Annotated in this window: 11 protein-coding genes, 1 tRNA gene and 1 pseudogene; 8 read left to right on the forward strand and 5 right to left on the reverse strand. The window is 62.5% G+C overall.

The window, feature by feature from the left end; translation table 11 throughout:
* Positions 1–121 precede the first annotated feature (121 nt).
* The gene (locus QQK18_RS13415; RefSeq protein WP_284340841.1) at positions 122–307 is read right to left on the reverse strand and encodes a CsbD family protein; all 186 of its coding nucleotides are present in this window, start codon (positions 305–307) and stop codon (positions 122–124) included.
* A gap of 141 nt (positions 308–448) precedes the next feature.
* Complete coding sequence (locus QQK18_RS13420; protein WP_284340842.1) at positions 449–589, reverse strand: hypothetical protein; 141 nt, start codon at positions 587–589, stop codon at positions 449–451.
* 821 nt (positions 590–1410) lie between these two features.
* Between QQK18_RS13420 and QQK18_RS13425 the strand changes: the two genes are divergently transcribed.
* From QQK18_RS13425 to QQK18_RS13450, 6 genes and pseudogenes are all read left to right on the forward strand, one after another.
* Positions 1411–1785 carry a DUF1515 family protein gene (locus tag QQK18_RS13425; protein WP_284340843.1) on the forward strand — a complete coding sequence of 125 codons (375 nt, stop codon included), beginning with the start codon at positions 1411–1413 and terminating at the stop codon, positions 1783–1785.
* 276 nt (positions 1786–2061) lie between these two features.
* Positions 2062–3249 carry an autotransporter-associated beta strand repeat-containing protein gene (locus QQK18_RS13430; RefSeq protein WP_284340844.1) on the forward strand — a complete coding sequence of 396 codons (1188 nt, stop codon included), beginning with the start codon at positions 2062–2064 and terminating at the stop codon, positions 3247–3249.
* Complete coding sequence (locus QQK18_RS13435) at positions 3246–4760, forward strand: autotransporter outer membrane beta-barrel domain-containing protein (protein WP_284340845.1); 1515 nt, start codon at positions 3246–3248, stop codon at positions 4758–4760. Before QQK18_RS13430 ends, QQK18_RS13435 begins: the two co-directional genes overlap by 4 nt.
* A pseudogene (locus tag QQK18_RS13440) lies at positions 4714–5547 on the forward strand (autotransporter outer membrane beta-barrel domain-containing protein); the annotation flags it as partial. The gene QQK18_RS13435 and the pseudogene QQK18_RS13440, both read left to right, overlap by 47 nt.
* A gap of 585 nt (positions 5548–6132) precedes the next feature.
* Complete coding sequence (locus tag QQK18_RS13445; protein WP_284340846.1) at positions 6133–6339, forward strand: hypothetical protein; 207 nt, start codon at positions 6133–6135, stop codon at positions 6337–6339.
* Positions 6340–6911: 572 nt separating this feature from the next.
* Entirely contained in the window at positions 6912–7319 is a 408-nt protein-coding gene (locus tag QQK18_RS13450) for a lysozyme inhibitor LprI family protein (protein ID WP_284340847.1), read from the forward strand.
* Between the two features lie 793 nt (positions 7320–8112).
* On the opposite strand, the gene QQK18_RS13455 is transcribed toward QQK18_RS13450, so the two are convergent.
* A tRNA-Gln gene (locus tag QQK18_RS13455) sits at positions 8113–8186 on the reverse strand.
* A gap of 236 nt (positions 8187–8422) precedes the next feature.
* Here QQK18_RS13455 and QQK18_RS13460 point away from each other — a divergent pair.
* Both QQK18_RS13460 and QQK18_RS13465 read left to right on the forward strand, forming a co-directional pair.
* Positions 8423–9616, forward strand: coding sequence for a Ppx/GppA phosphatase family protein (locus tag QQK18_RS13460; RefSeq protein WP_284340848.1), 1194 nt, complete (start codon positions 8423–8425; stop codon positions 9614–9616).
* Complete coding sequence (locus QQK18_RS13465; RefSeq protein WP_284340849.1) at positions 9606–10334, forward strand: RlmE family RNA methyltransferase; 729 nt, start codon at positions 9606–9608, stop codon at positions 10332–10334. The genes QQK18_RS13460 and QQK18_RS13465 overlap by 11 nt, the downstream gene beginning before the upstream one ends.
* Positions 10335–10589: 255 nt before the next feature.
* On the opposite strand, the gene QQK18_RS13470 is transcribed toward QQK18_RS13465, so the two are convergent.
* Together QQK18_RS13470 and QQK18_RS13475 are read right to left on the reverse strand one after the other, a co-directional pair.
* Positions 10590–11978 (reverse strand): MFS transporter, encoded by a 1389-nt coding sequence (locus QQK18_RS13470; protein WP_284340850.1) that lies wholly within the window; start codon positions 11976–11978, stop codon positions 10590–10592.
* A 33-nt stretch (positions 11979–12011) separates the two neighbouring features.
* The gene (locus QQK18_RS13475) at positions 12012–13406 is read right to left on the reverse strand and encodes a DHA2 family efflux MFS transporter permease subunit (RefSeq protein WP_284340851.1); all 1395 of its coding nucleotides are present in this window, start codon (positions 13404–13406) and stop codon (positions 12012–12014) included.
* Positions 13407–13555 lie beyond the last annotated feature (149 nt).

The following is a 13555-nucleotide window of genomic DNA, read 5'->3' on the forward strand; positions in this document are numbered from 1 at the left end:
GAGGAGGCTGATGCCCGCTGCGGTAAACGCATGAGGGCCCGCCTGGGCACGCTTCCGACCTCGCCGAACAGAAACCGCCCAGATAACATGAGCGGCTTCTTCTTCGCGCGGCAAGCTGGCGTCAGTGCTTCAGAGCGTCGCGAGCGGCCTCTTTGGCCTTGCCCACGCCCTTTTGAACCTTGCCTTTCGCCTTGTCGGCGGCGCCGTCGGTGCGAAGCTTCTCGTCGCCGGTCATCTTGCCGGCGGCTTCTTTGACGTTGCCACGAGCCTCTTTGGCCGAGCCTTCAACTTTGTCCTTGTGGGGCATCTGGTCCTCCTTTCGAGGTTCACAGATAACGAGGGTTCAGATTGCGCGTTCCAGCCATGGGAGAATTTGATGTCGGCAGCGGTACCGACCGAACCTCACGCGAAGCCCCCAGGCAGATGATCATATCTAGTGGAGCTCGCATCAGATCAGCAACTGACTCGCGAGTGCCAGGACCAGCCAGACGCCGCCGAACCCGATCACGAAAGCAATAGACCTGTGAAAAGGAAACAGGGTCAAGACGCCCGGCGAGGCCGCCGGTTCGCGTGAGATATCAACGGGCATGGGTGGGTCCTTTCAAGGACGGACGCGGGACCGCGTCAGTGCCACCTTGTACGCGCTATTTAGCTGCGCACCTAACCCATTCGAGACACCGACGCGTGACTGGGGGAGGGGCCTCAGCCGCTTGCACCGTTCCCACGAGGTAATTGGGAGAGAATGTACTCAGGTCGAAGTCGATCTTCGGCATGAACAACACGGCACCGGCTGTGACAAGTAGGGTTGCCTTGAGAGCAATGGCGATAAATCGGTTTTCGCGGCGCGTAAGCATCTCAACTACATGACTTTTTCGTCTCGTAGCAGACCAACGAGATCGCCCTCGTTTTGATCCACCTTCATGAGAGCCGCAGCAAGCGTAGCCTTAAGAAATAGTTGCGAACCGAAACCGCTTTGAACTGCAGGCAAAGGCGGCCTGATGCCATTAAAGCCAAAGCGCCACGCTCCACCAGGCCAAGCAACCCGAGCCGAGCAGCGCAAGCGCTACGACCACCAGAGAGGCAAGACAGCAGAGAGAGGATACGGCGGACGCTGGCAGCGAGAGCGCGGCATGTTCCTCAACCAGAACCCTCTCTGCATCAAGTGCCAGAAGGAAGGCCGCATCACTGCTGCAAGCGTGGTCGACCACATCATCCCGCACCAAGGTGATCCACTCCTCATGTGGGACTGGTCCAACTGGCAAGCGCAAAGTCGAGGCCATGCCGGAATCGGTCCCGCGGCAGCGCACGCTGTGGGAGAGGCTGACCGGGGGCTGAGGCCCTCGGATCAACCTCAGCCCGCCGGCGGCCACCTGTTCCGCCTCCTGACATCCGAGACCACCGGAGACCACCGTGGCCGAAGATCCGTTCCATGAAATTTTGCGTACCCTCGGCCGGCTCGAGGAAGGCGTCAGGCGTCAAGACGAAAACATTGAAGAGGGCCGAAAGAGCCGTGAGCGCATCCACCTTCATCTAGAGAAAATCGAGGAGGACCTCGGCATCGTCGGGCAGGTTGCGGCCCAGGCCCGTGAGCAAACAGCCGCCACGAGGAAGATCGTCGACGAGGAGATCAAGCCAGTCACCGACGACGTAAAGCGCATGCGCATGGTCGGGCTCGGTATCGCCGGGCTGCTGGGGTTCGCCTTCTCCGCGCTCGGCATCACGCTCGCCACGGTGGGCGAGGGCGTGGTGCAAGTTGTGCGGTCTTGGCTGGGAATATCGTCGTGACGTTAGCGCGTGCGCGAGCTGCGCGGAGCGGGCTCACCAGCAAGGCGCGAAGTCCCCTGTGTAGCGCATGGCGGAAGAAGTATCTGTCGCTATAACGAAACCCTACGTTCAACATATTGCGGCTTCTAGGGAATTCAGCCTGTCACCGGAGGGCCTCTTCCGGCATGCTGCGCCCTGCGGGTGCCGAATCGGCGGCGGGGCTTGCGTGGAGTGGACGGTAGTCAGCGGACAGAGCTGCTGCGACTGGCGCCATCCCTTTTTTGGTGAGAGGCTATTATGATCTACCGACTGGGACATCCCGCTGCCTTGGGCTTGCTGCAGCGGCGGCGCGGCGCGAGAGCCGCACTGTTGTTGGGAGCCTCCTCGGTGGCGCTCATTGCTGCGGGGGCCTCGGTCCTTGCCGAGGACAAGAGCCTCAGCGGAACGCTCTGGGACGCCCCTGTCAATTGGTCAACCGGGACTCTTCCGGACGCAGACGATCGGGCCATCTTCGCTACAACGTTGTCAGGCATACGCAATCCACAAGGGCCGGTGGGGCAGATGCAGTTCACCAGCGCGGCCGCTGGCATCAGTTTCGCCAACCCATTTTCGACCAACTTGCCGATCCAGACTCTTCACGGCATCGGGGGGGTAGGGATCGATCAACAGGCCAGTTATGTGGTGTCGCTCTACGGCCGCATTGATTTGGGCGCCAGCCAGACATGGCAAGCCAGCAACGTCGCAGGCGGGGGTTTTCAGACGACTGCCGGAGTATTTCCCGTCGCCAATTTCATTGGACTTGGCGCCAACACGCTTACGATCGACCTGGTGAACAACACCAACACCGCGAGCTTGTCTCAGATCAAGGGCAGCGGCGACCTAATTCTCACCGGGCTCGGTACGTTGACGCTGACCAGCAATCTCAACAGTTATACTGGGAATACGCTCATCCAGAGCGGTACGCTGGCCCTGGCTGGCGCCGCGACCATCGCCAGTTCTGGGAAGGTGGTGGTCGACGGCATGTTTGACGTCTCGGGGCTGACCGGGACCGACACCAGCATTCAGAGCCTCGCGGGTAGCGGCCTCGTCAATCTCGGGGCGAAGACCCTGACAATCGCCGACGCGGCGGACGAGTTCTCGGGCGTGATCGAGGGCGCTGGCGCGCTTGCGGTCAGCGGCGGTACCGTCGTCCTCTCGGGGGCGAACACTTACCAGGGCGGCGCCAATCTCCTGGGCGGCGTTCTCTCCGTCGCGGCCGACGGCAACCTCGGCGACGGCGGCGATATCACCTTCGATGGCGGTACCCTGCACAACTCCGCGGCCTTCGCCTCCAGCCGTGATGTAACGATCAATGCTGGCGGCGGTACCTTTCAGACTGATGCGGACCTGGCGCTTTCGGGCGCAATCACCGGTACCGGCGCGCTGACGAAGTCCGGCAGCGGCAAGCTGACGCTGACCGGTGAAAACCCATTGACGGTGATATGACCGTCAATGATGGAACGCTCGCCATAACGGATGGCGGAACCGTCTCCAACTATCGTGGCTATATCGGCGACGCGGATGGCGGCGTCGATCAAGTGGTCGTTTCCGGGCCGGGGTCTGCCTGGACCAATACAAACCATCTCTACATTGGCACCGTCGATAACAGCAGCGGCGTCCTAAGGATTGAAGACGGGGCAAGCGTCTCCAACGCCTCCGGTTTTATTGCTCTGAACTCCGGCAGCACCGGTACCGTCACTGTTTCCGGAGCGGGGTCAACCTGGATGAATTCCTCTAACATCCGTGTTGGCGAGTTCGGAAAGGGCTCGCTTACCGTTGAAGACGGCGCAAATGCAAGCACTCCTTTCGGCATCGGGCTCGGCACAACCGAAGGTGCTGAGGGCACGGCGACCGTCACTGGGGCGGGCTCCACTTTGTCGACAGCCCAGTGGCTTTATCTCGGCAATAATGGCAAGGCTACAGTGACCATCGCCGGTCGCGGAGAGGTGTCCGGCGCCAATGCCGTTCTCGGAATTTTTGCCAACAGCAGCGGCACGTTGAATATCGGCGCGGCGGCGGGAGACACAGCGACAGCCGCAGGCGTCCTGAACACCCCATCCGTTCAATTCGGCGACGGCGCCGGAACGCTCGTCTTCAATCATACCGACACCAACTATGTGTTTTCGACAGGGCTGCAAAGCACGGGCGCGGGCACGCATGTCGTCGACCATATCGCCGGAACCACGCTGCTCACCGGCGAGAGTTCCGGCTTTTCCGGTAACACAACCATCCATGGTGGCACGCTTGCGGTGAACGGCATCCTCGGCGGTGCGGTCAATGTGCAATCTGGGGGCAGGCTAGGTGGTTCGGGCACGGTGGGCACCACCACAATTGCCAGCGGCGCAACGATTGCGCCCGGCAACTCGATCGGCAAGCTGACGCTCGGCAACTATATCGGCAGCGGCGGCACGCTCCAGGTGGAAGCGGTGCTCGGCGACGATAGCTCGCCAGCGGACCTGCTTGTCGTCACCGGCGACACCTCCGGCTCCACGATCGTCGAAGTCATCAACCTTGGCGGCACGGGCGGGCAGACCGTCGAGGGTATCAAGTTCGTCGACGTTGAAGGTGCCTCGCACGGTGCCTTTACTCTTTCGGGCCACTACATCTTTGAAGGCGAGCAGGCGATCGTTGCCGGCGCCTACGGCTATCGGCTCTACCAAGGGAGCACCAGCGATCCGTCCGATGGAGACTGGTACCTGCGCTCGGCCCTCGTGGCGGTCGATCCCGGCCCGGATCCCGATCCGGACCCCGAACCCGATCCGGAACCTGATCCGCCTTCCAGCCCGGCGTACCGGTCTATGAGGCCTATGCCGCGGCGCTGCAGGCGTTCAACGACCTCGGGACGCTGCAGCAGCGCGGGGGAACCGCGAATGGGCGGGGCAGCCGGTCGAGGAAGACGGCCGACAGTTCGGACTATGGGCCGAGCTGCACGCCGCAGGCATCAGCCTCGAGCCTAACACCTCGACCAGCGGGGCCAACTATGACGCGACGACCTGGCGGCTGAAGGCTGGCGTCGATACGCCGCTGGCGAGCTTTGCCGGTGGTGAACTCGTTGCCGGTGTCAACCTGCACTATGGCACCTACGATGCCGATGTCTCCTCTATCCATGGCGACGGCAGCGTCGGCGGCACCGCCTTCGGGTTGGGCGGATCGTTGACCTGGTATGGCGACAACGGCTTCTATCTAGACGGGCAAGGGCAGGTCAGCTGGTTCAACAGCAGCCTCAGCTCCAGCGCCGCCGGAGTTGGTCTCATCCGCGACAATGACGGGTTCGGCTATGGCCTCGGCATTGAGGCGGGTCAGCGCATCGCCATCGCGCCCGAGTGGTCGCTGACGCCGCAGGCGCAGCTCAGCTACTCGTCGGTCACCTTCGACGACTTCACTGACGCGTTCGGCGCGTTGGTGTCGCTCGACGAAAGCCATGTTCTGGTTGGCCGACTGGGTTTTTCCATCGATCGGCAGAGCGAGTGGCAGGATGCGTCGGGGCAGAGCAACCGGTCGCACCTCTACGGCATCGCCAACCTCTATATCCCGCTCCAAAACAGCTCGACGGTCGATGTGGCCGGCACCAGCATCGAAACCGTCGCTGAGAGCCTCTGGGGTGGGATCGGCGTTGGTGGCTCGCTCAGCCTCGACGACGACAGGTACGCCATCCACGGCGAGGTGCTGGCGAAGACGAGCCTTGATGCGTTCGGTGAGAGCCACGCGGTATCAGGCATCATCGGCTTCCGCGTCAAGCTCTGAGGCGGGAGGAGGACCGACCTTGGGCTGCGCGAAGGGCCGCAGCCGTCAGCAAGTTAAAGCAATGATCGTGATCATGTGCCCTTGTGACGGTGGAGTGTTCACCGGTCGTCGGTGTCGTTGGAGTGCGGGCGCACGCTCATTTGCTCTTATCAGAGCGTCGTGGGGCTATAGCTCCATCGTCCTCTTGGGCTTCGGGCGCCGGCACGAACTCGCTTAATACTCCCAACTCCGTTCCGCAATGGGAGCAGGAGATGAGTGACCAAGTGGATAGATGTCCCGCGGTAATCTCGTTCTTGGCACCGCAAGCAGCGCAGATTGCCGTGGCGCGCACGGCTCCTTCCTCGGACATGGTCATAGCTCCCCGTTTCAGCCAGGAGCTCGACCTAAAGCCTCTTGCTGGTGCAGTGCCGTGTCGAAGTAATAGCGTACTCCTAGTCTTGACGGCCGACAAGGTTGCCGGCGCGATTGCTTGGGGCGCTTTGGGAGGCTTGTGATCTAGTGCCACAGAATGCTTTCCGGTCGCCAGCTCTAGGCAACCTATGGCGCCCTTGATTGTTGAGCGAGCAATCACTGTGGGAATACGCGATGGCCGACAATGACGACCTCACACCCGAAGAACTGAAGACGTTGAGTCGCTTCCGATCTGCCATCCAGGCGCACGACATAGATCCGCATCACTTTGCCAAGCTGCTGTCGTTGGCCCTGATTGAGCAAAAGGAAGGGGGGCCTGAGCTAACAGCAACGGGTATCGATCGCTTGAGCGAACGAGGATTGGCGGACGGAGAGGGGTAAAGCGGCAGGCACCTGCATTGGCGTAGATGGCGCGGATCAAAACAAGAGCGGCGTCGCGGAATAGGAGAGAGACACCCGGAGAACGACCACGTCGGCTTCATCGCGGACGTTGATTGCTATGTCTCGGAGCGCGTCATCAGCGAAATCATCTTTCAACGCCTCGGAAAGCGCCCGGCATCGAGTCGGGGCCGGTTTGAATTCTGAGCGCGCTACAGCCGTCGCCTTCATATTTCGGTCCCCGGTGATCCGGGATATGCTCGGGTAATGACGGCATTTTTCAACCTCCGCATCGCGTAGCGTGGCGCACAGAAATTGGCAATTTCTTAATATATAGCAGGATTTTGCCCGTGCATTCTGACCGCAATTTTGCAAGGATGATCGTATCGGATGCGGCCAAATTGGGCAGGTTCTGTCATTCCTCCAGTGTCGGTTTGGTCCCCAGGTGAGGACTTCATCGCGCCACAGGCAAGGGCCGCAAGACCAGCATCAATTGGCGACGGCGCTCGATCAAGCCCGGCTGATCTCGGAAATCGTCCCCGGGACTTCTAAGATAATTCATTAGGAGAACAGGAATGAAACGCGCCCTTCTAACGATCGCATTTATCACGCTGATGCTACCTTCAGCCCAAGCGCAGGAATGCGAGGATGCCGAGGATCAAGCGACAATGACAGCGTGCGCCGAGCAGGCCTATGAGGCTTCTGACGCCGAGCTGAACGCACTCTATCGCGAGATCGAAGCTCGGTTGGGCGACGACGCCGATACAAAGGAACTGCTTGTTGAAGCCGAACGCGCTTGGTTAGCCTTTCGCGATGCGGAGTGCGCTTTTTCGTCTTCGGGCACCGCCGGTGGCAGCGTTTATCCAATGATCCAAGCCATGTGCCTCGATACGCAGACCCAAACGCGCATCTCTGAGCTTCAGGACTATCTGGCCTGCGAGGAAGGCGATCTAGGTTGTCCAGTGCCACGGGCAGTCAACTAGGCGAGATCGGCGTTTAGCGCTTGCGCGCTCGGAGGCACCGCCTCCCCCTCATCCGGCCGCTTCGCGGCCCTTCTCCCCCCGGGGAGGGGCGCTGGCCGGCGTCTCGGGTGGAATAAGGCGATAGCTCACGGCGCACCGTCGTTTCTCCTAGCCGATCGCCCGCATTGCTGCGATCGTCTCGGTTCCATCGGCCTCCCGACCGTCAGGACTCCATCCTGCGACTGGCGAATCGTGATCGTGCCTCGCTGCATGTTGATGGCTACCTCATAGAGGCAGGCTGAGTGACACTGCTCCCGCCCGGGGCGAAAGATCGAGAATCGGAAACCCTTGTCGTGGAGCTCCACGGCCTCTTCGTCAGTCAGACAGAGCGCGCAAGAGTTGCGGCCGCGCAGAGGGATCGTGTGTTCAGGCATCGTCGTCGCCCGAAGCATGTTCTCGTTATGTTCTACTCGCGCCGTCACTCGGGAGTCCAGCACATGTCGGGAGAATTGACGCGCTCGCCGGCTCGGTACGCTCGAACCTATGACTGACGACGTCGGCGATGGGCACGCCTGAAGACCTAGCGCGGATGGTGCGCGAGGAGATCGCCGCGCTTAAGGGCATCCCGCCGCGCACCCGGAGGGCGACCAGCCGACTGTGCCATGTGCCATCTCATGTGCCATGGAATCGCCGGGGCTGTCGAGAAATGCCCGGAAATGCTGGTAAGTAGGCGTGACACATGATTGGCACACGGCGACGGGTGTGGGTCGCCAAGTAAGTTCTTTAAGTCTTTGATCTTATTGGTGAAAAGGATTGGCTGGGGAACCTGGATTCGAACCAAGATCGACGGAGTCAGAGTCCGCTGTTCTACCGTTGAACTATTCCCCAGCAAGGACCGACGTTGAGGCGGTCCGGGTGCGCTGATGTCGGGAAGAGGTCCCGTTCCGCGCGCGGTCTCAAATAGCCAAATGAGGTGACGATTGCAAGGGGCGAAGGCGGGCGCCGGCAATCGTTTTCATTGCGCTTCGGGTCGCCTTGCACTACCGTTTGAACCAACACGCAAAAATGACTGCGTTCGGGCGCGACCACCAGGGTCCAGCGACCGCGCAGCAGGAGTAAGACCAGTGACCGATGAAAATCGGTCCGCAGCCGAATCGCTGGGCGGCGATACGGCATTCCGCACCCAGGGTGTCGAAGAACGACACCAGGGGCAGCGCTTCGGGCAGGGGGGTCCTCACCCGAATCCGGCGGAGAGGCGGACAGCCAGCGCCGTCAGTCCACGGTACCGCCGTGGCCCCGTCTATGCCGCGCTCGACCTTGGCACCAACAATTGCCGGCTTCTCATCGCCCGCCCGTACGAGCAGGGCTTTCGGGTGCTCGACGGCTTTACCCGCATCGTGCGGCTGGGCGAAGGGGTTTCGACCACCGGGCGGCTGAGTGACGCGGCGATGGACCGCACGCTCGAGGCCCTGCGCCACTGCGCGGTCAAGCTGACCGACCACCAGCCGGCGCGCATGCGCCTGATCGCCACGGAAGCCTGCCGGGCCGCCGAGAACGGCATCGCGTTCATCGCCCGCGTCAAGAGCGAGATCGGTCTCGACCTCGAGGTCGTCGATCGCCGTACCGAGGCCGAGCTTGCCGTGACCGGTTGCGCCGACCTCATCGAGATGGGCACCGAGGGTGCGTTGATGTTCGACATCGGCGGCGGCTCCTCAGAGCTTGCCTGGCTCGATTTCCGCGGAGGCCGGCCGAGGAGCCAGGGTCGCATGCCGGCCTCTATCCGCTCTTGGCAGTCGCTGCCGGTCGGCGTCGTGTCGATTGCCGAGAAGTTCGGCGGGGTCGACGTCACCCCGGAAGTGTTCGAGGCGATGGTCGCCCATGTTTCCGAGCACCTGCGACACTTCCGCGGCCGCGAGAAACTGAAGCAGATGATCGCCAACCACTCGGTCCACCTCATCGGCACCTCGGGCACGGTGACGACGCTGGCCGGGCTCCATCTCGGGCTCGAGCGCTACGAGCGCCAGAAGGTCGACGGGCTCTGGCTCGGGCGCAATGAAGTCGACGATCTGCTCCGCGCGCTGCTGGCGATGCCGTTCGAGCGGCGCGTGGGCCATCCGTGCATCGGGCGCGACCGGGCCGATCTGGTGCTGCCGGGCTGCGCCATCTTCGAGGCCATCCGCCGCGAATGGCCGACAGAACGCGTGCGCGTCGCCGACCGGGGCCTGCGCGAAGGCATACTGATCTCGCTGATGGATGCCGACCGGGGCCAGCTGCGCCCCAAGCGCGGCCTCTACCGGAGCCGCGCCAATGGCCGATAAGGCGCTCGGCCGCGGCGGCCGCAAGTCCGAAAAGGACCTGAAGATCAGGGTCAAGACGGCCAAGGGTCGCAAAGTCTCCTCGACCAAATGGCTCGAGCGCCAGCTCAACGATCCCTATGTGGCGCGCGCCCGCGCCCAGGGCATGCGCTCGCGCGCCGCCTTCAAGATCAAGGAAATCGACGACAAGCATAAGCTCTTCAAAAAGGGCGCGCGGGTGGTGGACCTTGGCGCCGCGCCCGGTGGCTGGTCGCAGGTGGCGGCCGCCGCGGTCGGCTCGACAGATGCGCATCCGCTGGTCGTCGGCATCGATTACCTCCAGATGGATCCGATCCCGGGCGTTGTCCTTTTGCAAAAGGATTTCACCGAGGACGACGCGCCGCAGATGCTGGTGGATGCCCTCGGCGGCCATAAGGCTGACGTCGTCATGTCCGATATGGCCTGGCCGACCACCGGCCATCGCCCCACGGACCACCTGCGCATCGTGCAACTGGTGGAACTGGCGGCCTACTTTGCCATCGACGTGCTCGCGCCCGGCGGCGCGTTCGTCGCCAAGGTGTTCCAGGGCGGCACCGAGCACGAATTGCTGCACCACCTCAAGCGCCACTTCCGTTCGACCTTCCACGTAAAGCCCCCCGCCAGCCGGCAGGATTCGGCTGAGACCTATCTCGTGGCCAAGGGGTTCAAGGGGAAGGATGACGTGGGGGACGGGGAAGAGTAGCTGGCGGCTCCCTCCTCGGGAGGATTCTGTGGGCTTCAATGCTGCCCATCCACCGGCTGTCATCCCAGCGAAAGCTGGGACCCAGCCCTGAACACTTCGCAGGACACAGAACGAGCAGAGTGTGGCACCCGTTCGGTGCCCAATTCACACACCTCGCGGCTGGCGCGGCATCTCAGGCTGGGTTCCGGCCTTCGCCGGAATGACACCGAGATTGTTGAGACAACGGTGGCAAAATCTTGCGCCGGCCACACCCCCTCAATGCAAATGCGGCCCACCCAGTAGCTGATGCCCCGCATTCTTCGGCAGACGCAGGAACAAGAGCGTCGAGAGCGCGCATACGGCCGTCACCACATAGAAGGCGATGTGGAAGTCGATGAGCTCGAGCGCACCGCCGCCGCGCAGCCGGTGCGTCAGCTCCAGCGCACCGCCGCCCAGCGCCACGCCCATGGCGAACATCAGCTGGCCCCACACCTGGCTGATCACATTGGCCTGACCGGCGTCCTTGTCCTCGATATCGGCGAAGGTGAAGGCGTTGGAGCCGGTCCAGAAGATCGATTGCCAGAAGCCGACGAAGACGAGGATGGCAAGGATCAGCGGGATCCATGTGTCGGGCTGATAGAGGCCCATGGCAAGCATGCCGAGGGTCGAGATGCCCGTCGAAATGACCAGAGGATATTTGAAGCCGTAGCGCGCGAAGATGCGGTTGGCGACGAACTTGGCCGCGAGCGCGCCGACCGCGCCGGCGAAGGTCACCATGCCGGACTGGAACGGCGTCATGCCGAAATGCAATTGCAGCATCAAAGGGAAAAGAAAGGGCGTAGCACCCTGTCCCAGACGAAAGAAGGTGCCGGCCCCAACCGCCACGCGGAAATTCGGGAAGCTAAGCAGCCGCAGGTCGAGGAGGGGAAAGTCCGTGCGCAGCGCATGGAACGCATAGACGATGCCGAAGATCACCCCCGCCACCGCGGCGATGGCACCATAGATCGGCGGTAGCGCCGGCAGGCTCAGCACCGAGCAACCGAAGGCAAAGAGCGCAAAGGCGAGTCCGGCCAGGACGAACCCCTTGCCGTCGATGCGCCGGGGTGCGTTGCGCATCGTCTTGGGCAAGACAAGCCCGGCGAGCGCCATGCCGAGTATGCCGATCGGCACGTTGATGATGAAGATCCAGTGCCAGGAGAAATAGGTGGTGAGGAACCCGCCGAAGGGGGGGCCGACGATCGGTCCGATCAGCGCCGGAATGGTCAGCCACGCCATGGCGTCGACCAGCTGATGCCGGGGCGTTGCCCGCACCAGCACCAGGCGGGCGACGGGCCCCATCATGGCGCCGCCCATGCCCTGGACGAAGCGGGCAACGACGAAGGAAGCGAGCGAATCCGAGAAGGCGCAAGAGATCGACCCGACCATGAACACCAGCATGGCGCAGCGAAAGACCAGCCGCGCGCCGAACCGGTCGGCCATCCAGCTCGAGATGGGAATGAAGATGGCAAGCGCCACGAGATACGAGGTGAGCGCGAGCTTCAACGAGATCGGATCGGTGCCGATATCGGCGGCAATCGCAGCCAGCGACGTCGCGATCACCGTCGAATCCATGTTCTCCATGAAGAGCGCGAACGCCAGGATCAGCGGGACGATACGTTGGTTCACTTGAGGTTCTGGTCGACCGGCAGCGTGCTCCGGTCACTCCTTGGCTGTAAGGTTGGCCTTGTGGCCTGAAACGTTGCTGCCGGCATCGGCCGGCATGCGCAGATAAAGAAAGCCGGCAAGGGTCGAAATGCCGCCGACGACGAAAAATGCGATGTGGAAATCGAGGAGGCGCAGCCCCTCGCCGCCGAGAAGGCTGCTGACCTCGAGGATGGCGCCGGCGACAGCAACCCCGAGCGCAATGCTCAATTGCTGGGCGACAGAGGTGATGGCCGTGGCTTGGCTTGCTTCCTCGTCGTCGATATCGCCATAGCCGATGGCGTTGGTGCCGGTGAAGAAAATCGACCGCGTCAGGCCGCTGACCAGCAGCACGGTCATGATCAGGGCCGGCGGCGTGTCGATCTCGAATAAGCCGTGCGCGCCGATGAGGAGCCCACCGACAAGGGCGGTGAAGCCGAGGAGCCTGGGAAAGCCGAAGCTGGCGAAAAGCTTTTCGGCGACGAATTTGGAGAGGATCGCGCCGATCGCCGAAACAAAGGTGATGAGGCCCGACTGGAACGGGGTGAGCCCGAAGCCGAGCTGCAGCATCAGCGGCAGGAGGAACGGCACGGCGCCGATCCCGATGCGAAAGATCGAGCCGGCGGCGATCGCGGTGCGAAACAGCTTGTGGCGGAAGAGCTGCGGATCGAGCAGGGGGAACTTCACCCGCCTTGCATGGAGGAAATAGAGAATGCCGGCGGTGACCCCGACCGCCAGGGTCAGGTAGCCGTAGATGATCGGCAGGGCGGGCAGGCTCACCACAGAAAGTCCGAACACCGCGCCGGCAAAGGCGATGCTGGCGAGGATGAAGCCGACGATGTCGATGGGGCGCGGATTGCGCTGGTCGATGACGTGGAGGAAGCGGGTGGCGAGGAGGATCCCGGCAACACCGATGGGAATGTTGATCCAGAAGATCCAGTGCCAGGACAGGAACGTGGTCAAAAACCCGCCGAGGAGCGGGCCGGTGATCGGCCCGATAAGGGCAGGGATGGTCAGCCACGCCATGGCGCCGACCAGTTCATTGCGCGGGGTCGAGCGCACCAGCAGCAGCCGACCGACCGGGGTCATCATCGACGAGCCGATGCCCTGGAAGAACCGCGAGGCAACGAACGTCTCCAGCGAATAGGAGAACGAGCAAGCAAGCGAGCCCAGCATGAAAACGAAGATCGCCAGGCGAAAGATGTTCTTGGCCCCGAACCGATCGGCCATCCAGCCGGAGATCGGGATGAAGATGGCGAGCGCCACGAAATAGGAGGTGAGCGCAAGCTTCAGCGCGACCGGCTCGGTGCCGATATCGGCGGCGATGGCTGGCAGCGCAGTGGCGATGACGGTCGAATCCATCTGTTCCATGAACAGGGCGACCGCCAATATGAGGGGCGTGACGCGGACCACGTGACACGAAGCCTGGCGGGAGGACGGGAGGACGGCGGGAAGCCGTCCGCCGGCACTATGGTCCGCTTTTCGAGTCCTGCAAAGGGTTGTGGTGAAAGAATTTCAACGGTTTGCATGGACGTAGCCGTAACCGAAGATCATCTCCTTCG

The sequence above is a fragment of the Devosia nitrariae genome (genome assembly GCF_030160115.1).
In the GTDB taxonomy this organism is placed as follows: Bacteria; Pseudomonadota; Alphaproteobacteria; order Rhizobiales; family Devosiaceae; genus Devosia; species Devosia nitrariae.

What these genes read in the sequence shown, in the direction of transcription:
- QQK18_RS13420 (WP_284340842.1), bottom strand. Translation starts at nt 589, where the DNA reads ATGCCCGTTGATATCTCACGCGAACCGGCGGCCTCGCCGGGCGTCTTG.
- QQK18_RS13415 (WP_284340841.1), bottom strand. Translation starts at nt 307, where the DNA reads ATGCCCCACAAGGACAAAGTTGAAGGCTCGGCCAAAGAGGCTCGTGGC.
- QQK18_RS13430 (WP_284340844.1), top strand. Translation starts at nt 2,062, where the DNA reads ATGATCTACCGACTGGGACATCCCGCTGCCTTGGGCTTGCTGCAGCGG.
- QQK18_RS13465 (WP_284340849.1), top strand. Translation starts at nt 9,606, where the DNA reads ATGGCCGATAAGGCGCTCGGCCGCGGCGGCCGCAAGTCCGAAAAGGAC.
- QQK18_RS13450 (WP_284340847.1), top strand. Translation starts at nt 6,912, where the DNA reads ATGAAACGCGCCCTTCTAACGATCGCATTTATCACGCTGATGCTACCT.
- QQK18_RS13435 (WP_284340845.1), top strand. Translation starts at nt 3,246, where the DNA reads ATGACCGTCAATGATGGAACGCTCGCCATAACGGATGGCGGAACCGTC.
- QQK18_RS13445 (WP_284340846.1), top strand. Translation starts at nt 6,133, where the DNA reads ATGGCCGACAATGACGACCTCACACCCGAAGAACTGAAGACGTTGAGT.